Annotated in this window: 21 protein-coding genes, 1 tRNA gene, 1 pseudogene and 1 riboswitch; of the genes and pseudogenes, 16 read left to right on the forward strand and 7 right to left on the reverse strand. The window is 62.8% G+C overall.

From position 1 onward, the window contains the following. Nucleotides 1-139: 139 nt before the first annotated feature. From EAV90_RS37365 to EAV90_RS37395, 10 genes and pseudogenes are all read left to right on the forward strand, one after another. Nucleotides 140-379, forward strand: a complete 240-nt coding sequence (locus EAV90_RS37365) for a hypothetical protein (protein ID WP_245509717.1) — start codon at nucleotides 140-142, stop codon at nucleotides 377-379. A gap of 25 nt (nucleotides 380-404) precedes the next feature. Beyond that, nucleotides 405-1,001 carry a redoxin domain-containing protein gene (locus tag EAV90_RS37370; RefSeq protein ID WP_208738578.1) on the forward strand — a complete coding sequence of 199 codons (597 nt, stop codon included), beginning with the start codon at nucleotides 405-407 and terminating at the stop codon, nucleotides 999-1,001. Nucleotides 1,002-1,016: 15 nt separating this feature from the next. Next, nucleotides 1,017-1,136 (forward strand): annotated as a pseudogene (locus EAV90_RS41560) (OsmC family peroxiredoxin); the annotation flags it as partial. A gap of 721 nt (nucleotides 1,137-1,857) precedes the next feature. Continuing rightward, on the forward strand, nucleotides 1,858-2,379 hold the full coding sequence (locus tag EAV90_RS37380; protein WP_245509719.1) for a septal ring lytic transglycosylase RlpA family protein: 522 nt from the start codon (nucleotides 1,858-1,860) through the stop codon (nucleotides 2,377-2,379). Between the two features lie 500 nt (nucleotides 2,380-2,879). Beyond that, the gene (locus tag EAV90_RS41360) at nucleotides 2,880-3,011 is read left to right on the forward strand and encodes a hypothetical protein (RefSeq protein WP_283810527.1); all 132 of its coding nucleotides are present in this window, start codon (nucleotides 2,880-2,882) and stop codon (nucleotides 3,009-3,011) included. Between the two features lie 298 nt (nucleotides 3,012-3,309). Beyond that, the gene (locus EAV90_RS39945; protein WP_164937272.1) at nucleotides 3,310-3,456 is read left to right on the forward strand and encodes a hypothetical protein; all 147 of its coding nucleotides are present in this window, start codon (nucleotides 3,310-3,312) and stop codon (nucleotides 3,454-3,456) included. Beyond that, nucleotides 3,456-3,743 (forward strand): hypothetical protein, encoded by a 288-nt coding sequence (locus EAV90_RS39950; RefSeq protein WP_164937273.1) that lies wholly within the window; start codon nucleotides 3,456-3,458, stop codon nucleotides 3,741-3,743. The genes EAV90_RS39945 and EAV90_RS39950 overlap by 1 nt, the downstream gene beginning before the upstream one ends. Beyond that, the gene (locus EAV90_RS37385) at nucleotides 3,740-4,714 is read left to right on the forward strand and encodes a DUF3102 domain-containing protein (RefSeq protein ID WP_164937274.1); all 975 of its coding nucleotides are present in this window, start codon (nucleotides 3,740-3,742) and stop codon (nucleotides 4,712-4,714) included. The genes EAV90_RS39950 and EAV90_RS37385 overlap by 4 nt, the downstream gene beginning before the upstream one ends. A 3-nt stretch (nucleotides 4,715-4,717) precedes the next feature. Continuing rightward, nucleotides 4,718-4,927: a hypothetical protein gene (locus tag EAV90_RS37390; protein WP_129146283.1), complete on the forward strand. Its 210-nt coding sequence runs from the start codon at nucleotides 4,718-4,720 to the stop codon at nucleotides 4,925-4,927. Next, on the forward strand, nucleotides 4,914-5,927 hold the full coding sequence (locus EAV90_RS37395; RefSeq protein WP_129146284.1) for a site-specific integrase: 1,014 nt from the start codon (nucleotides 4,914-4,916) through the stop codon (nucleotides 5,925-5,927). Before EAV90_RS37390 ends, EAV90_RS37395 begins: the two co-directional genes overlap by 14 nt. 53 nt (nucleotides 5,928-5,980) lie before the next feature. On the opposite strand, the gene EAV90_RS37400 is transcribed toward EAV90_RS37395, so the two are convergent. Next, a tRNA-Gly gene (locus EAV90_RS37400) sits at nucleotides 5,981-6,054 on the reverse strand. A gap of 175 nt (nucleotides 6,055-6,229) precedes the next feature. On the opposite strand from EAV90_RS37400, the gene EAV90_RS37405 reads away from it, so the two are divergent. The 4 genes from EAV90_RS37405 (at nucleotide 6,230) to EAV90_RS37420 (ending at nucleotide 8,622) form a co-directional block, all read left to right on the forward strand. Beyond that, complete coding sequence (locus tag EAV90_RS37405; RefSeq protein ID WP_129146285.1) at nucleotides 6,230-6,808, forward strand: methylated-DNA--[protein]-cysteine S-methyltransferase; 579 nt, start codon at nucleotides 6,230-6,232, stop codon at nucleotides 6,806-6,808. 9 nt (nucleotides 6,809-6,817) lie between these two features. After that, nucleotides 6,818-7,657 (forward strand): helix-turn-helix transcriptional regulator, encoded by an 840-nt coding sequence (locus tag EAV90_RS37410; RefSeq protein WP_129146286.1) that lies wholly within the window; start codon nucleotides 6,818-6,820, stop codon nucleotides 7,655-7,657. A 56-nt stretch (nucleotides 7,658-7,713) separates the two neighbouring features. Beyond that, nucleotides 7,714-8,073 (forward strand): VOC family protein, encoded by a 360-nt coding sequence (locus EAV90_RS37415; protein ID WP_162500498.1) that lies wholly within the window; start codon nucleotides 7,714-7,716, stop codon nucleotides 8,071-8,073. A 147-nt stretch (nucleotides 8,074-8,220) separates the two neighbouring features. Further along, entirely contained in the window at nucleotides 8,221-8,622 is a 402-nt protein-coding gene (locus EAV90_RS37420) for an SRPBCC family protein (RefSeq protein WP_129146287.1), read from the forward strand. Between the two features lie 21 nt (nucleotides 8,623-8,643). On the opposite strand, the gene EAV90_RS37425 is transcribed toward EAV90_RS37420, so the two are convergent. The 3 genes from EAV90_RS37425 to EAV90_RS37435 form a co-directional block, all read right to left on the reverse strand. Continuing rightward, nucleotides 8,644-10,086, reverse strand: coding sequence for an MATE family efflux transporter (locus EAV90_RS37425; protein WP_129146288.1), 1,443 nt, complete (start codon nucleotides 10,084-10,086; stop codon nucleotides 8,644-8,646). A 294-nt stretch (nucleotides 10,087-10,380) separates the two neighbouring features. Further along, nucleotides 10,381-10,794 (reverse strand): PAS domain S-box protein, encoded by a 414-nt coding sequence (locus EAV90_RS37430; protein WP_129146289.1) that lies wholly within the window; start codon nucleotides 10,792-10,794, stop codon nucleotides 10,381-10,383. Between the two features lie 103 nt (nucleotides 10,795-10,897). Further along, complete coding sequence (locus tag EAV90_RS37435; protein WP_129146290.1) at nucleotides 10,898-12,034, reverse strand: 2'-deoxycytidine 5'-triphosphate deaminase; 1,137 nt, start codon at nucleotides 12,032-12,034, stop codon at nucleotides 10,898-10,900. An 80-nt stretch (nucleotides 12,035-12,114) separates the two neighbouring features. Beyond that, nucleotides 12,115-12,194: riboswitch (SAM riboswitch) on the forward strand. A 73-nt stretch (nucleotides 12,195-12,267) separates the two neighbouring features. Here EAV90_RS37435 and EAV90_RS37440 point away from each other — a divergent pair. Further along, the gene (locus EAV90_RS37440) at nucleotides 12,268-13,455 is read left to right on the forward strand and encodes an O-succinylhomoserine sulfhydrylase (RefSeq protein WP_162500500.1); all 1,188 of its coding nucleotides are present in this window, start codon (nucleotides 12,268-12,270) and stop codon (nucleotides 13,453-13,455) included. Between the two features lie 115 nt (nucleotides 13,456-13,570). On the opposite strand, the gene EAV90_RS37445 is transcribed toward EAV90_RS37440, so the two are convergent. The 3 genes from EAV90_RS37445 to EAV90_RS37455 are packed head-to-tail and all read right to left on the reverse strand — an operon-like array spanning nucleotide 13,571 to nucleotide 16,611. Further along, on the reverse strand, nucleotides 13,571-14,563 hold the full coding sequence (locus EAV90_RS37445; protein WP_122406074.1) for an SGNH/GDSL hydrolase family protein: 993 nt from the start codon (nucleotides 14,561-14,563) through the stop codon (nucleotides 13,571-13,573). A 12-nt stretch (nucleotides 14,564-14,575) separates the two neighbouring features. Then, nucleotides 14,576-15,355 carry an SGNH/GDSL hydrolase family protein gene (locus EAV90_RS37450; protein WP_122406075.1) on the reverse strand — a complete coding sequence of 260 codons (780 nt, stop codon included), beginning with the start codon at nucleotides 15,353-15,355 and terminating at the stop codon, nucleotides 14,576-14,578. After that, nucleotides 15,355-16,611 carry an OpgC domain-containing protein gene (locus EAV90_RS37455; RefSeq protein ID WP_122406076.1) on the reverse strand — a complete coding sequence of 419 codons (1,257 nt, stop codon included), beginning with the start codon at nucleotides 16,609-16,611 and terminating at the stop codon, nucleotides 15,355-15,357. The genes EAV90_RS37450 and EAV90_RS37455 overlap by 1 nt, the downstream gene beginning before the upstream one ends. Nucleotides 16,612-16,808: 197 nt before the next feature. On the opposite strand from EAV90_RS37455, the gene apaG reads away from it, so the two are divergent. Beyond that, complete coding sequence (apaG, locus tag EAV90_RS37460; protein ID WP_025033430.1) at nucleotides 16,809-17,201, forward strand: Co2+/Mg2+ efflux protein ApaG; 393 nt, start codon at nucleotides 16,809-16,811, stop codon at nucleotides 17,199-17,201. Nucleotides 17,202-17,595 lie beyond the last annotated feature (394 nt).

Genomic DNA, 17,595 nt, shown 5'->3' on the forward strand with positions numbered 1-17,595 from the left:
GCAGGAGGAACGTCGGCGATTCGACGCGACGGCCGACCGGCCAGGGCATGCCCTGGCCGGTCGGCCGTCACGAAAACTGGGGAATTTTCAAATGCCATAAGTGGGGAGAATTACTCCGCCACTCACACGGCCGCCGTCTATGGTGAGATCGCTCAAGAACGGCCGTGTCGAACAGACCAATTTCTACACCTATCAGATGATCCGAATGAACGAGGCACCCGCGATCGAAGTCCACGTCGTCAAAAGCACGGAGCCGCCGGGCGGTCTGGGCGAGAGCGGGACATCCGCGATTGTTCCCGCAATCGCCAATGCGATCTTCGCCGCAACCGGCAAGCGCCTGCGCAAGATGCCGGTCGATGTCAGCTTGCTGAAGGCGTAGGCAAAGAGAGGCGGAGGACGTTCCAATGCGGTCTGATATGGTCCCTGGTGCGGTGTTTCCCGACTACGAACTCACCGACCACTTCGCAAAGCGTCGAAGGCTATCGGAGCTGCAGGGCGGGGATCCGATGATCCTCGTCCTCAGCCGCGGCGGTTACTGCCCGAAGGATCGCCGGCAGGCTGAGGGACTGGTCCAGCTTTATCGCGAGATGGAAGTGGGCTACTGCCGCCTGGTGACGATCAGCACCGACACCATCGCAGAGACGAACGAAAGCCGCAGCGGTGTCGGTGCGCACTGGCCGTTCCTGTCCGATCCCCGACGTGTCGTCCAGAAGGATCTCGAAATCGCCGAATACACCGATCCCGCGCACAATCCCATGATCCCGCATGTGGTCGTGCTCGAGCCCGGTCTCGTCATCTACAAGATCTACAACGGCTACTGGTTCTTCGGCCGGCCCACGATGGCGGAACTCCGTCAGGACCTGCGTGCGGTCACCAGAAAATGCCGACCGGATCGGGACATCACTACCCCAGAGCTCAAAGCGGCGTGGCAGCAGGGCCAGAAGGAGCGCTTCTATCCCTATCGCAAGACATACGCACAATCCCTGAGTGAACAGGAATAACAAAGGAGACGCTACATGATCCGCAAGGCAAAAGCAGTTTTGCAGGGGACCGGCCTCGCTGGCAGCGGTCATCTCTCGAGCGAGTCCGGCGTGCTCGCCGAGACGCCGAATTCGTTCAAGACTCGGTTCGCGAACTGGGCACCAACCCCGATCGGAACTGCGATGGACCAGGTCCGCGCCATCCTGAACAGCAATCGCGACGAGATCCTGCAGAACACCTTCACGAGAGGTTTGTCCGAGGAAGAGCATTGAAGTTGGGCGTGAATGGCGAAGCAGCTTGGTGGCTGTTGTTCGACGAAGCCGGGGAAGTGCTCTGCCCCGAGCTGATGGCTGAGATCGATTAGATCAAGAAGATGACCGTCTTCGGGCTCTTCTTTTCGGCGGTACCACGCGCACCCTAGGTCCGTACACCCGTGCCTTGGATCACCAAAAAGAAGGATCTTCGCTACCTCCGCGGCGAGCCAGTTGCTGCCCTCTAGCGGATTCATCCGATGCGGGAGTTAGAACACCGGAGAATTCGCCAGACTCTTTGCGTAGATGCTTTGGTGCCGTACTATTCGATTTCGTCACTAGACTAAATTCCTTTCTTGTCAGAAATCTTGATTCACCGCCCCCGCACACGAATTTTTCCATGGGCCGGTTAGAGCGCTTCATTTCGTAAAACTCGAAACACCTCACCTGGTGTGATGCGCCGCAGCGAAATGGCCGTTTGCTGCGCCGCTCCTGAACATCTCCGGAACATCACGTTCAACCACCGGTACCAATTCACCTTTGTTCTGCACGTGAACGCGTGCGCAGGAACGCGGGCGAATGAGTTTGCATTGTCCACCAGTGTCATTTGTGCGTGAGGCCGATCATGCGACTTTTTTGCGGAATGATCGCGATTGCAACAATGCCGGCGTGGATGGCGATCCATGCGAATCCTGCTGTGGCGCAGTCCTTCGATGACAGGTGGTCCATCATCCCAAAGGCTCACGCGGAGCCAACTCTTGACGGACTTAATCAGACAAAGAAGGATGAGCCGCAATCGCAACCTCCGACCGTACAGCAAGCGCAACCGGCGCAAGAGCCCCCGAACGATCATCCAGCTCAATCTTTCAAGCGGGTCTTTTCCGGAAAGGCTTCCTACTATTCGTATGCCAAAGGCAGGACGGCTAGCGGTTCATTGTTTGATCGAAATCTCATGACCGCGGCGCACCGCGGCCTGCCGTTCGGTACCAAGTTACGCGTCACTTACGGCAACCGGAGCGTCATTGTCACCGTCAATGACCGCGGGCCATGGGTCCGGGGCCGCATTCTAGACCTATCCTTGGCCGCCGCGCACAGCTTAGGGATTACGGATCGTGGCGTGGCTCAAGTTCGTGCCGAGGTGTTGTAGAACGATGCTGATAGAGGGCGTGGCCCTTTCCACGCACTCAGACCGGCCAAGCACCAAAGCCGCTGTACGGCTTCGCCATAGGGCATGACTATCGCCCTCGTTCAACCGGCAACCTTCGAATTCGTCATCAACCTCAGTACGGCCGCCGCGGCCGGAATCGAAGTACCGGCAAGCTGCTCGCGCGGACGAAGTCATCTCTTAGAACAAATGCAGTTGTCCATGCCCCCAGATCACGATCGAGCGACCGTCCACAGGACTGTGGATCGCGACATTGAACAATCCGCCCATAAACGTGATCGATCCAGATTGCCGAGCTGCAGGATCTTCTCTCTGCCATAGGTCGTTGTGTTTCGCAGTGCCGACCCGGATTTCTTCCTCGCGCGCTGGGATGTCCTTGCTGATAAGGCGGAGGTGGCGACGATGCCGCCACGGACACGCCAGAGTACCGGGCCGCCAGCTGGGAGACAGTCGACCTCGAGTACAGAATTACGGCGTATCCCGTGCAGACGGAGGACGGGAATGTTGCCAAGCTTGCGTTCATGCAGAAGTACGAAGTGGTCGGCTCGCTTGATGCAGAGACGTTGATCGAGATGATCTTGAAGCTAGACGCCGAGCGCGTCGCCGCGCGCTGATCCGCCATCATCAATCGCAAGGCCCGCCGTTCACCGCGGCGGGCCTTTTCTGTTTTTCATCATCACAGGTGCGCGATAAATTCCTCACCAAGACCGCGCCAGCGCCTCCCCAAGACTCGCAATCGAAATTCCTCAATGGATTCAACAAAACCATGCACCGGTTAAGTGCATGTTATTGCAGGTCTTTTCGGAACGGATGCCCTAGGTTTGCCATAGTGGCGCAATCCATATTGCATCCGTGATTTTTCAACTTTTTCCACACAGGAGGTGAGGTGTGAACCAAGCGCAGAATACGTCAATGTTGACCGTGAAAATCGCCGCTGACGTGAAGCGAAAGCTTCAGGAATGGGCGGCTCGCAACTTGTCATCGATGACCACCGAATTGAACAGGTCGATCCGCGAGCGAGCCGAACGCGAGCAGCAGCGCGAGAAGGCGGCCGGCTGATGGCGACCAGGAAACGCATGCGCGCATACCAGCACGATGTGGATCAAGTGCCAACAGTCACAATCACAACTGTGCAGATCATGTCATCGTCGGCATTTGAGCTGGGGCTTTCCGATGTCCGGCGCGGTATCCCGTTCGACTGGCGCAACGGCGAATGGGAATACGAGCGCGGCCGGCTATTCGGGCACATCGCGCCGCTCAACATGCCACTCCGCATCGGCACCAAGCTCAATCCCAAAGCCGTCGCCCTCTACGATGCTGCTTCCAGTCGGAGGTTGATCATATGACGAAGCGGAAAAACCGGTCTCTTGAGACGATCGCCGACGATATCCACAAACTCCAGCGCGCCAGCATCTTCGACCTCGGCAATCTTCTGATCGAGGCCAAGGCGCAATGCGAGCACGGTAATTGGCTCAGCTGGATCTGGACCGAGTTTGAGTATGCACCGAGCACGGCCGAGCGATACATGAACGCGGCCAGGCTGAACACCAAATTCCCCATAGTGCGGAATTTGAGACTCGCTGCGAACACAGTCTATGCACTGGTCGATGAATGCGTGGATGACGATCTGCCCGCGATCATCGATGAGCTTGCTAAGCACGCCACCGACAAGCGGCTGACGCATAGAGAGGCCGAGCGTGTGATCAAGGTCGGCATCGGTCGACACCGTCATGGTGACGACCACCCCGACGCCACGCTGGTCAAGCTAGTGGAGCTTGACGACTTCAAAGAAGACCCTTGTTACCAGAAAGCGGTCGCGGCTCTTCTGGAGCAGGATCCAGAGACCGACGAGGTTGCTGAATCTATCGTCGACGAGATTGCGCAGGCGCATTCGGATGCAGATCGGGCACAGCGGGAAGCAGAGCAGGCGCATTGGGAGGCGGAGTGGGAAGCCAAGCGCAACGCCGATGCCATCCTCGACGGACCGCCGCCGGACCTACCGTCTTCGGTCACACCACCAGAACCACAGAAGCTAGGGGTCGAGACGGATTGGGAGACTGGATCGTTTGTCTCTAACGTGATGGCCCTGCTCGAGCTGCACACGAAGCCCGCCGATAGATTTGTCGGGTTGTGCTCGCCGTCTGCCTTACGCAATCTTGCAGACTTCCTGATGGCCGTCGCTATGGCGTCGGAGCAGAAGAAGGAGGTCGTCACCGACAGGTGGAAACCGGAAGCCGGCACTACCGCAACAGAAATGCCGGACATCCCGGCTTTTCTCGATAGGCGACTGAACAACGTGAAGGCTGGGACCGCCTGATCCATGAGCCGCGGCCGCCAGCTCTTCCGCCAAGCCGACGTCACTAAGGCCATCAAGGCCGCAGTGGCGGCCGGCCTGCCGGTCGCGCGGGTCGAGATCGAGGGCGGCAGGATCATTGTCATTGCGGGTCGGCCGGAGCAGGATGCCGGAACCGCAGAGCCCGATCTGGATCAAGAGCTCGCGGACTTCGAGGCTAGCCATGGTCAAGATTGATTTGAAGGGCATAGCGAAAGTCAATTCCAAAGGTCACACCTACTGGTACGCATGGCGGGGCGGTCCCCGCCTTCGCGGCGAGCCGGGAACACCTGAGTTTGTCGCTTCCTACAACGAGACCGTCGAGCAGCACCGCACGCCCGACAAGAGCCGCTTCCGCTTCATCGTCGCCGACTACAAGGCGAGCGGAGAATACAAGAAGCTCGCGGACTCGACGCGCGCGCAATGGGGGAAATGGCTCGATCGCGTGGCTGACTACTTTGGCGATCTCCGAATTGCGCAGTTCGATCGGCCGGAAAAGATTCGGCCCGTGATCCGGCGCTGGCGCGGCCGATGGGCGGCTACACCGCGCACCGCTGACTATGCGCTACAAGTTCTGTCCCGCGCCCTCGCCCATGCCGTCGAGCTCGGCAAGATCGCCGGAAACCCCTGCGAGGGCATCAAGCACCTCTACGAGAACGATCGATCCGAGATCATCTGGACTGACTCCGATATCGCCGGCATCAAGACCAGCTGCTCGGCCGAGATCGCCCATGCCGTCGACCTCGCCGGACACACCGGCTTGCGGCTCGGCGACCTGATCCGCTTGTCCTGGTCTCACGTCGGCGATGACGCCATTGTGCTGACGACCGGCAAGAGCAGGCACCGCCGCGAGGCGATCATTCCGTTGTACGACGGCTTGCGTGCGGTGCTCGCGAGCATTCCGAAGCGGGCAACCACGATCCTCACCAGCAGCAAACGTCGACCGTGGACGGCCGACGGTTTTGGGAGTTCGTTCAATAAGGCCAAGATCGACGCCCACATGTCCGATCGCGATCTGCACTTTAACGACTTGCGCGGTACCGCGGCGACTAAGTTCTACATCGCCGGCTTCACCATGCGCGAGATCGCCGAGACGCTCGCCTGGGAGGAGGAGTCGGTCGAGAAGATCATCCGCCGCTACGTTGGCCGCTCCGCCGCCATCAAGGCGCGGATCAGGAAGTTGGAAGACAGGAAGTGAACAGATCCTGCAAAACCGCCAACAAAACCGTACGGCAATTTCCGGCTAAGTGTTGGAGCGGGCGAAGGGAATCGAACCCTCGTATGCAGCTTGGGAAGCTGCCGTTCTACCATTGAACTACGCCCGCGGATGCGCGCCTTGCGCCGCTCCTGATTAGCCGAGACGGCGCCTCCCGCCAAGCGGTTTGGCGCGTCCGCCCGGACGGTTGTTAACGTCCTGGTAAGATTCCAGGTGCGCCGCATTGTGGCGGTGTTATGATCGATCTGTCGGGGGAGAAAACGTGCACTGAGTGGGGCGTGTGCATGGTGGGGCGCGCGTACGCGATATTCGACACGGCGCTGGGGCGCTGCGGCATCATTTGGAGCAGCAGCGGCGTGGTCGCCGTGCAATTGCCGGAGGCGCGGGAGATCGACACACGCCGCCGGATCTTCCAGGTCCATCCCGAGGCGCGCGAGCAGCGCCCGTCCGAGAACGCCGAGCTTGCGATCGAGGGCATCAAAGGCCTGCTGCGCGGCAGTGATCCTGATTTCTCCGACGTCAGCCTGGATGCCGGCGGGCTGCCCGGCTTCAACCGGCGGGTCTACGAGTTCGCCTGCACCATTCCACGCGGAGAAACGCGTACCTATCACGAGGTGGCCAAGGCGCTGGGCGCCTCCGGCGCGGCGCACTCGGTGGCGCAGGCGATCGCGAATAATCCCTTCATGCTGATCGTGCCTTGCCACCGGGTGCTGGAGGCCGGCAATTACACCGGCCGGCTCTCGCCCTATGGCGGCGTGATCTCCAAGCGACGGCTGCTGGCGCTCGAAGGCGCCCATCCCGTCGCCAGCAAGACGCTGTTCGAGGTGCTGCTGCCGGTTGCTCCGCCGCGCGCTGCTACCTAGATAGGCGGGATGGACGCGACCGCGCTGCTGACGACGCCATCGATGACGGTCTCCGAGTTTCGCTGCGATGCGGGACCGGGCGACACGCCGTTTGCGGAATGCCGCACCGGCCATTCCATCGCCTATGTGCGCTCTGGCAGCTTCGGCTGCCATTGCCGCGCCGGCTTCTTCGAGCTGGTGGCGGGCTCGTTGCTGATCGGCGCGCCCGGCGAGGAATACACCTGCACGCATGAGCATGTCAGCGGCGACGTCTGCCTCGGCTTCTTCTTCAGCGAGGACCTGGTCGATGCCCTCGGGGGACGGCGCGAGACCTGGCAGATCGGCGCGACACCGCCGCTGCCCGAACTGATGGTGCTGGGCGAGCTGGCCCAGACGGCAGCAGATGGCAACAGCGACCTCGGCCTCGACGAGATCGGCCAGATCCTCGCCGGCCGTTTTGTCGACGTCGTCTCCGGCAAGGCCCGCAAGCCGGCCACGCCGACTGCGCGTGACCGCCGCCGCGCGGTGGAGGCCGCGCTGTGGATCGACGACAACTCGCATGCCGAGCTCGACCTCGAACAGGCAGCAAAGCAGGCCGGCCTCAGCCCGTTTCATTTCCTGCGGCTGTTCTCGAGCGTGCTCGGCGTCACCCCGCATCAATATCTGGTGCGCTCGCGGTTGCGGCACGCCGCGCGCAAGCTTGCCGACGACGACACCGCCGTCACCGACATCGCCTATGACGTCGGCTTCGGCGATCTCTCCAATTTCGTCCGCACCTTCCATCGCGCCGCCGGCGTGTCGCCAACCAAGTTCCGGCAGGCCTCGAAGGGGCAGCGCAAGATTCTCCAAGAGCAGCTTGCCCTCAACTGACTAGGGTCGTCTCCGGCGCGTGCCATTCGCGGCACGCTTCTACAATGGAGATGATCATGTACGACCACATCGGATTGCGCGTTGCCGACCTCGACGCCGCCACGCGCTTCTACACCGCAGTGCTGGCGCCGCTCGGTTACGTCGTCTGTTCCAGTGGCGACGGCTATGCCGGGTTCGGGCCGAAGGGCGAGCCAGCGCTGTGGCTGCACCTGAACAAGGGACGGAAGGCCGATGGTGCGCATATCGCGTTTCGCGCCAAGGACCACGACGCGGTCAAGGCGTTCCACAGCGAGGGGCTGAAGAGCGGCGGCCGTGACAATGGCGGCGCCGGGCCGCGCAGGGATTATGGCCCGACCTATTATGCGGCGTTTTTGATCGATCCCGACGGAAATAATGTCGAGGCGGTTTGTGTGTGAGCTCTAGCCAATTGCTTCGTCATTGCGAGGAGCTCTTGCGACGAAGCAATCCAGACTGTCTCTGCGGAAATATCACTGGATTTGCTTCGCTGTGCTCGCAATGACGGTGTTTGCGGCAACGACCTTTCGAAATCAAGGACGCTTTTCATGGCCTCCATCCACAACGACATTCCCCTCCCCGCCTCCGCGCGCGACGTCTGGGACGCGGTGCGCGATTTCGGCGCGCTGCATCACCGGCTGGTGCCGGGCTTCGTTACGGCGTGCACGCTCGACGGCGATGCGCGCATCGTCAGCTTCGCCAACGGCTCCGTGGCGCGCGAGTTGCTGGTCGATTGCGACGATGCGCGGCAGCGTCTCGTCTATGCGATCAACAACGAGCGGCTGAAGCATTACAGCGCCTCGGTGCAGGTCATTGCCGACGGCGAATCGAGGTGCCGCCTCGTCTGGATCATCGACATGCTGCCGAACGAGCTCGCGCCTTACGTTCAGGGGCAGACGAAGGAGGCCGTGGCCGCCATGCAAAGGGCATTTCCAGCTGCGGCGGCCTAGCCCCCCATCGCCGTCACAACGCTAGTCGGCAGCCGAAAGCGCCGGCCTGATCGCAGCTTTGGTCGCGCGTGGCCCCCAGCGCGTCAGCACCACGCTGGAGCACGACAGCAGGCCGAGCACGACCATCGAGCTCGCGGCCAGCCAGAAAAAGCTTTGCGCGCTGGCGTCGTGCGTCGACAGCCACCAGCCGACGCCTGCGATGTAGATCAGCCGTGCCGTCTGCGCCAGCACCGGCCCGATCACCTTGGCCGCGCCTTGCGAGGAGAAATACATTGTCGTGGCAAGGCCAAAAAACGCGTAGAACGGCCCGACCGTCGAGAGATATTGATGGCTTGCCGCGCGCACGGCCACGCTGTCGGTGAAGATGTTGACCCAGAGATCTGGGAAGATCGCAACGAGGCACGCCGGCGCGCCGACCGCGGCGAAAGCGGCAGCACTGGCGATCCAGGCGATGCGCCGGGCCCGCGCGATGCGGCCGGCGCCGATCGCCATGCCGACCATCGGCACACAGGCGATGCCGAACGAGAAAGCGATCGAGGTCAGCAGGAATTCGAGCCGCGCGCCGATGCCGTAACCGGCGAGGATCGCGGTGCCGAACTTCGCCAGCATGTGGGTGAAGATCGAGATCGTCAGCACCGATTGCAGCGGCGAGAAGCAGGCGATGGCGCCGACCTTCAGGATGTCGAAGAACATCGCCCGTTGGATACGAAGGCCTCGAAGCTTCGGCGCGACCCGCGCGCGGCCGGAGAACAGGTACCAGCCCATGATGCAGATGTTCATGGTGTAGGCAATCAGCGCGCCGGCCGCGACGCCGCGCATGCCGAGCTGCGGCACCGGGCCAAGCCCGAGGCCGAGCGTGCCGCCGAGCACGATCTGCCAGGCCGCGGAGTTGAGGATCAGGAATGACGGCAGCTTCATGTTGCCGGTGCCGCGCAAGATGCCCGCCATGGTGTTGAGCAGCCAGGGCAGCACAGCGCCGCCGAAAAACACCTGCGTGTAGGCGATCGCATGCGCCAGCACATTGCCGCGGCCGCCGAGCATTTCGAGCAGCCTGGGCCCGAAGATCAGCATGCCCAGCATGAAGACGAGACCGAAGCTGATGCCGATCAGCATCGCATGCACGGCGAGCGTGCCGGCACGCTCACGGTCGCCGGCGCCGAGCGCACGTGCGATGGCGGACGCCACAGCGCCGCCCATCGCGCCGCCGGACATCGTCATGGTCAGGATCACTGTCGGAAACACCAGCGCCATCGCCGCCAGCGCCTCGACGCCGAGCCGGCCCACATAGGAGGTCTCGGCAATCACCACGCAGATGCCGGCCGACAGGCCGATCACGTTCGGCCAGGCGAGGGAGAGCAGCGTGCGCAGGATCGGCCCGTCGGTCAGCGCGCTCTTGACCTGCCGCGGAGGCGGCGGCAGCGGGCGCTCGTGATCATCGACCGGAATCTCGGCGATGTCGGACATGTCCTCTCCCGGGCGCGAGCGCCATTTGCGGCGCGGCAATGAACAGGTGTGCCAATCAATTTCTTCGCGCGCAGGGCGCGGCAGGGGCTTGTTAGCACGGCGATTGCCGATTCCTCCTGCGCAGGGCGCAGGCGTGCCTTGCGGGAGCGCATTTCGATGAATGGAATTCGGCTCTCTCGTCTCCCTCTCCCCGTTCTTACGGGGCTTACGGGGAGAGGGAGGGGTGAGGCTCTGTCCGCGCAATCGGTGACGGCTATGCAGGGTGCCCTGCCACGGCGGCCCGGCAATTCCGCATCACGAATTTTGCGCAAGCCTGGCGGCCCGCTCGCGCTCGACGCGTTCGGTGACATCGCGTGCCATGGCGACCGATCCCCGCACTGTGCCATCAGTGTCCCGCACCAGCGCGAAGGTCATCTCGATGTAGAGCTTGCCCCCGCTCTTGTGCAGCGCGCGGGTCAGCGTCGGTTTGCCCGCAAGCTTCATCGTCCCGCTCGCGAGCGCGGCCTCGAAGCCTTTCCAGTGCGCCGCGCGCAGATGTTCGGGAATGATCAGATCGAGGTTCTGGCCGAGCGCTTCATCGGCGGAGAAGCCGAACAGGGCGGTCGATGCGCGATTCCAGCGCATGATCGTGCCGGAGCGATCGGAATAGATCAGCGCGTCCGCGACGTCGTTGAGGATGTTTGCGTCGAGTTGGGATGGATCGGTCATGCCGAGACCTTGTAGCCCTGATGGAGCGAAGCTAATCCGGGATCGCGCCACAAGTGAGGCCTTCTCGGAACGCGCTTGCGCTCGTCCGGGCTACAGGATCGGGCTACACCCGAAAATGCTTCGATAGTTTGAGGCCCTGCGCCTGGTAATTGGAGCCGATGCGCTGGCCGTACATCGCGTCGGGACGCGCCAGCATCTTCTCGTAGACGAGGCGGCCGACGATCTGGCCGTGCTCGAGGATGAACGGCACCTCGCGCGAGCGCACTTCCAGCACGGCGCGCGCTCCTAGCCCGCCCGCACCGGCATAGCCGAAGCCGGGATCGAAGAATCCGGCATAGTGCACGCGGAATTCGCCGACCAGGGGATCGAACGGCACCATCTCCGCGGCGTAGTCGGGCGGCACCTGCACGGCTTCCTTGGAAGCGAGGATGTAGAACTCGCCGGGATCGAGGATCAGGCTGCCATCGGGGCGGGCCGAGATCGGCTCCCAGAAATCTTCCACCGCATAGCCGGAGCGACGGTCGACGTCGACGACGCCGGTGTGGCGCTTGGCGCGGTAGCCGACGAAGCCATTTGCCTTCTCGCCGGACAGATCCACCGAGACCGCAACGCCGCCCGAGAGATCGGCATCGTCGATGTCGACAAGGCGCTCGGCCGCATGCAACGCGTCGAGCTCGTCGGCATTGAGGATGGCGTCGCCGGTGCGGAAGCGGACTTGGGAGAGGCGCGAGCCTTCGCGCACCAGCACGGGAAACGTCTTCGGGCTGATCTCGGCGTAGAGCGGACCGTGATAGCCGGCGCCGATCATGTCGAAGCGGCGGGTGCCGTCGGCGATGACGCGGGTGAAGACGTCGAGGCGGCCGGTCGAGCTCTTCGGGTTCGCCGCCGCGACGATCTCGGGCGGCAGCGCGAGGCTTTCGAGCAGCGGCACGATGTAGACGCAGTTGGTCTCCAGCACCGCGCCGTCAGCGAGGCTGAACTCGTGCAGCTTCAACTCGTCGATACGCTCCGCGACCGTGGCGCCGGGCCCCGGCAGGAAGCTGGCGCGAACGCGATAGGCGATGTCGCCAAGGCGCAGATCGAGGCTTGCCGGCTGGATCTGGCTCTCCACGAAGTCGTATGCGGGCAGGATGAGGCCTTCTTCTGCCATCGCCGCGATCATGCGGTCGGGCAGGATACCATTGGCGTCGGCGGCGACCGTGAACGTCAACCGGAGGTCCTCATCAGGGGTCAAACGCATCCCGAAATGCGGGACATACCAGCCTTTTACGGCTAGCCGATGGACGCCTTGACGGAAAGGGGATTGCGGAATATGAGCATCACTTATCCCGTGGTGATTTGAGCCGGCCGGCTTGCAGCCACGTTAAATAAATCGCTAAACAGGCCGGGGACCTCTGTGATCCCGGCCAGTGGAGATATCCAGGCCGGTTTTTTTGTGACCATTTTCGCCCAATGGTCATGTCGGAGGACCCTATGTCGAAGTCGCCTGCCAACTACCGCCCCGAAACCCGCCTGGTCCATTCCGGGACGCTGCGCTCGCAATATGGTGAGACATCGGAGGCGCTGTTCCTGACGCAAGGCTATGTCTACGCCAGCGCGGAGGAGTGCGAGGCGCGGTTCAAGGGCGAGGATCCCGGCTTCATCTATTCGCGCTACTCCAACCCGACCATCGCGATGTTCGAGCGTCGCATGATCGAGCTCGAAGGCGCCGAGGCCGCGCGTTCGGCGGCGACCGGCATGGCGGCGGTGACGACCGCGATCCTGGCGCCACTGAAGGCCGGCGATCACGTGGTCGCTTCGCGCGCCCTGTTCGGCTCGTGCCTTTATGTCATCCAGGACCTGTTGCCGCGCTACGGCATCGAGACCACGCTGGTCGACGGGCTCGATCTCGACCAGTGGCAGCGCGCATTGAAGCCCAACACCAAGACGTTCTTCCTGGAGAGCCCGACCAACCCGACGCTGGACGTGCTCGACATTCCCGCGATCGCCGAGATCGCGCACAAGGGCGGCGCGCGGCTCGTGGTCGACAACGTGTTCGCGACCCCGATCTGGCAGAGCCCGCTCGCGCTGGGAGCCGACGTCGTCGTCTATTCCGCGACCAAGCATATCGACGGCCAGGGCCGGTGCCTCGGCGGCATCATCCTGTCCTCGGAAGCCTTCATCGCCGAGCACATCCACAATTTCATGCGCCAGACCGGCCCCTCGATATCGCCGTTCAACGCCTGGGTCCTGCTCAAGGGCCTGGAGACGCTGGGCGTGCGCGTGCGCGCGCAGACCGACACGGCGGCGCGTATCGCCGAGGTGCTGGCAAGCCATCCCAAGATCTCGCGGCTGGTCTATCCCGGCCGCGCCGATCATCCGCAGGCGGCGCTGGTGAGAAAGCAGATGCGTGGCGGCTCGACGCTGGTCGGCTTCGAGGTCAAGGGCGGCAAGCAGGCGGCGTTCCGCGTGCTCAACGAGCTGAAGCTTGCGAAGATCTCCAACAATCTCGGCGATGCCAAGAGCCTCGTCACGCATCCGGCGACCACGACGCATCAACGCCTGAAGCCGGAAGACCGCGCCGCGCTCGGCATCAGCGAGGGTTTCATCCGCTTCTCCGCGGGGCTGGAGCATGCGGACGATCTGATCGAGGATTTGACGGCGGCGCTGGAGAAGGCGTGAGGGAAGCGAAGGTCTCGTAGGATGGGCAAAGCGAAGCGTGCCCACCATTCTCGACTACAATGACGAGATGGTGGGCACGGCGCGGTGCGCCTTTGCTCAGCCTACGGCAGCGTGCCTACATCGGCCGGTACGTCCTCACGTCCGCGGGCACGTTCACACCGATCCTGATCTGGCCGACCGAACGAATGATGTCATCGCCGAGCAGCTGGGCGAAGCAGGCGTAGCCCCAATCGTTCATGTGCAGGCCGTCGGCGATCACGAAGCTCTCGACCGGGATCGATTGGTTCTCGTGCCAGTCGCGCATCACCTCGAAGCGCGGGAAGATGCCGACGTGACGGAGCTCGGCGACCTTGCCGAGCAGCTTCACCATCTTGCCGGCGCTCTCCTTACGCTGGTTGATGGCCGGCGAATATTGCGGATCGACCAGCACGATGTCGGCGCCACCGGCGGCCTGAATGCGGCTGATGCCGTCCTCGACTATCTTTGCGGTCTCGGCCGGATCGAGATTGCGCAGCACGGCGTTGGTGCCGACCTGCCAGATCACCAGATCCGGATGCACGTCGATCACCTGCGTCTGCAGGCGTTTCATCATCTCCGGTGCATCCTCGCCGCCGACGCCGGCATTGACGACGGTGATGTCGGCGGTCGGATAATGCCGGCGCAGCTGCGCGGCGAGACGGTTCGGATAATTGAATTCCGGCGAGCTCGCGCCGAATCCCGCGGTCGACGACGAGCCGAACGCGACGATGACGACGGGCTGGCCGGCGACGAGCTTGCTTGCGACATGCGGCAGCGAGCCCATGGCCTTCGAGCCGCCCTTCGGCGGCAGGCAGGGCACGCGGCTGAAGATGTCGGCGGCAGACTTTGCGACCTCCTTCACCTTGTCGATGGCGCGCGACGTGACGCCGCGCTGCTCGGACGACCTTGCGGCGACGGTGGTCTGGGAAGGCGAAGCGGACGCGGGATCAGCCGGCTGCGCGGGTGCGGGTGTCGCCTGTGCGGACTGCGATTGTGCACGTGACTGCGAGGCCGGCGTCAGCAACAACAGCACTGCGGCTGCGGGCGCGGCCAGCCATGACGTCAGGCAAAAAGGGCGGAGAGAACTCATTAACGCTAGACCTCAATTCTGCTGCTGGGCCGGCTCCAGATGAGCGGCGTCGATCACGAATTGTGCCAACGCCCGGCCAAGGCAATCATGGACCTGCTTCGCTAGCTCAGGCCCGTGGGACGGGCTGAACAGGTCGAACTGGCCCTGATCATTCCACTGCCGCATGATCGCGAAACGATCGAACAGCGGGATGTCGTGCTCCTGCGCCACCACGCGCATATTATCGAGAAAAGGCTGCGCCGAGATCATGGTTTCGGTGCGCGGGCTGTACTGCAAATTCATCAAGACGACGTCAGCCCCTGTCTTTTGCAGCGCAACAACCCCGTCGGTCACCGCGCTACGAAATTCATCGGGATCGATGGATCGAATAGCATCCACGGTCCCGGTCTGCCAGATCACCAAAGTAGGCTTTCTTGCTTCCAGCAGCTTAACGAAAGTGGAGGCGGTCTCCTCTGCCGTCTTCTTGCTCTGTATTTCTACGGAGACGTGCACGACCTCGGACGGTGGCAGCTTCTCCTTGAGGATCGCCTCCATGCGCGCCGGGTATGAGCTGCTCTCCGACGACGGAATCGTGGTCGAGCGGCTGCCGATGACCAGGATGTCGAGCGGCTTGCCGGCCTTGACGGCGTCGGCGACCTTGGGCAGCTGGCTTTCGCTGGTCAGCAGATAGGGCGGCAATTCGCAGGCTGCGGGCGCATGGGAAGCGACAGGCGCAGCATCGCCCGCACGCGCCACAGGCGCGGCGAGGCCACCGCATAGCAGGATCAGGCTCAGGAGAACCTTCGCCTTCATCAGCCCCCTCCCGCCAGATCGGCGTTGCCGACGGCGTTTTTGGTTTTCGCACCGCTCTTGTCAGCCACGCGCTTGTACCACGAAATCACCCAGGCCACGCCCCACATGATCAGGATCCCGGAGAGACTAATCAGCGCATGCATGGCTGCGCCGCCGGAGACTTCGGCGAGAATGAAATGGCCGGCGAAGGCCAGGAACACCCCGAGACAGAAGATCTCGAGGGAATGCTGACCACATAGAATCAATGGTCGCAGCCAGCGCGATTTCAAGCCCGGCCAATCCCGGGGCAGGAAGCGCACGGTGAGCGCGGCGAGCGCCAGGAAATGCGTGAAGCGCAGCACGTCGAGGTCGGTCTTGTCGATCGGATACATCCACTGCTCGATACGCTTCGGCATGAACTGTGAGAGCTGCGGCACGTACCAGGTCAGCGTCACGTAGAACGCCGCGACGAGATAGGCGATCGAGATCCACATGGTCACCGGCGAGGCCAGGATACGCGACATGCGGCGCGCACCTCCGAGCGCGCACCATGCACCGAAGACGAAGAGCAATTGCCATGCCAGGGGATTGAAGGCCCAGAAGCCGTTCGGATAGGCCGAGAAGTAGAGGTCGTATTCCCACGTCACGGCATAGAGCACCACCGAGAGGCCGAGCGTGACGTCTGGCTTCCACTTCATCGACCACAGGATCAAGGGTAGCGCCAGCATCAGCACGATATAAAGCGGCAGCACGTCCATGTTGACGGGGCGGAAGCGCAAGAGCAGCGCCTGCACGATGGTGACGTCGGGCTGCTTGAGGAAGTCCATGATGCCCATCTCTTCGGTGTAGAGCGGGTTCTCGAATCTGGTCGCCACGTAGGAGATTTCGGCGAGGAAGATCGTGAACAGGAAGACGTGGGCGACATAGATCTGCCAGACCCGGCGCAGGATGCGCGCGGTGGCGATGACGAATCCGCCCTCCAACATCGCCCTGCCGTAGACGAAGGCAGCGGTATAGCCCGAGATGAAGATGAAGATCTCGGTGGCGTCGCTGAAGCCGTAATTGCGGATGGTGAACCAGGTGAGCAGGCTCGTCGGCAGATGGTCGATGAAGATCAGCCACAGCGCCAGGCCGCGGAACAGATCGAGCCGGAGCTCGCGCTCGCCGACGGCGGGCAGCGTGATGGCCGGCGCGGCGGCGCGCGGCTTGGCCTCTGCGGGTTTGACTTCCGCGGTTCCCGAGATCGTCGATCCCGTCACTTGGTCGGCAATGGTCATCGGGGGCCTAACAACCCTTCCGCAAATCGCGACATTGAAGGAGTTTAATGGTCCGGCTGTCGTCTCGCAAAGCAGCCGGATCACATAAGGGTGTCTCGCTTGGGGAGCGTCCTTCCCCTCGAATTCTGGCGGGACGATGTCGCCAAAGCCAGCCGCGGCGTTTGGTTCCCCGGCCGGATTTCGGTATGATGGCAGCCATGTACCGCGCCGTGACCCGCCAGATCGAAGTGACCGTCGAGCCGAACTTTGTTCCGGAGCAGTCGTCGGCCGACCGCTCGCGCTACTTCTGGTCCTATACCATCGTCATCACCAATTCGGGCGAGGAGACCGTGCAGCTCAAGACGCGGCACTGGATCATCACCGATGCCTCCGGCCGCCAGCAGGAGGTGAAGGGCGAGGGCGTGGTCGGCGAGCAGCCGATCCTGGCCCCCGGCGAGCGCTTCGAATACACCTCCGGCGTGCCGCTCTCGACCGCCTCGGGCTTCATGACCGGCCGCTACCAGATGGTCAGCGAAACCGGCGAGCGGTTCGAGATCGACGTGCCGACATTCTCGCTGGACAGCCCGGACAGCAAGCGGGTTTTGAATTAACGGCGCATCGTTCACCTCGTCCCGGATAAGCTGTCGCGCGGAAGCGCTGCGGCGCCGAGCCGGGACCCCGGGCAACAGGGCGCGGTGCGGCGACATGAGCCCCGGCTCTGCAGCGCATCACTCCGGACGATACTTTGCATTGCCGGGCACGCTGCGCTGCGCCCGGGGCACGCGAGAGGCGTGTGGTACACGCTCTCCCCTCCTCGTCATTGCGAGGAGCCCTTGCGACGAAGCAATCCTGAATCGCGCCGCGGAAAGATTCTGGATTTGCTTCGCTGCGCTCGCAATGACGGAGTGTGAGGTGACAGCGTGTGCGTGGCTGCAGACATGCCTTCGCGTCCTCGCGGCGCAACTCGCCCGAGCTTTGCTTCGTCGCTTCACCCTCTGAAAGCCA

Source organism: Bradyrhizobium vignae (genome assembly GCF_004114425.1).
Classification (GTDB): Bacteria; Pseudomonadota; Alphaproteobacteria; order Rhizobiales; family Xanthobacteraceae; genus Bradyrhizobium; species Bradyrhizobium vignae.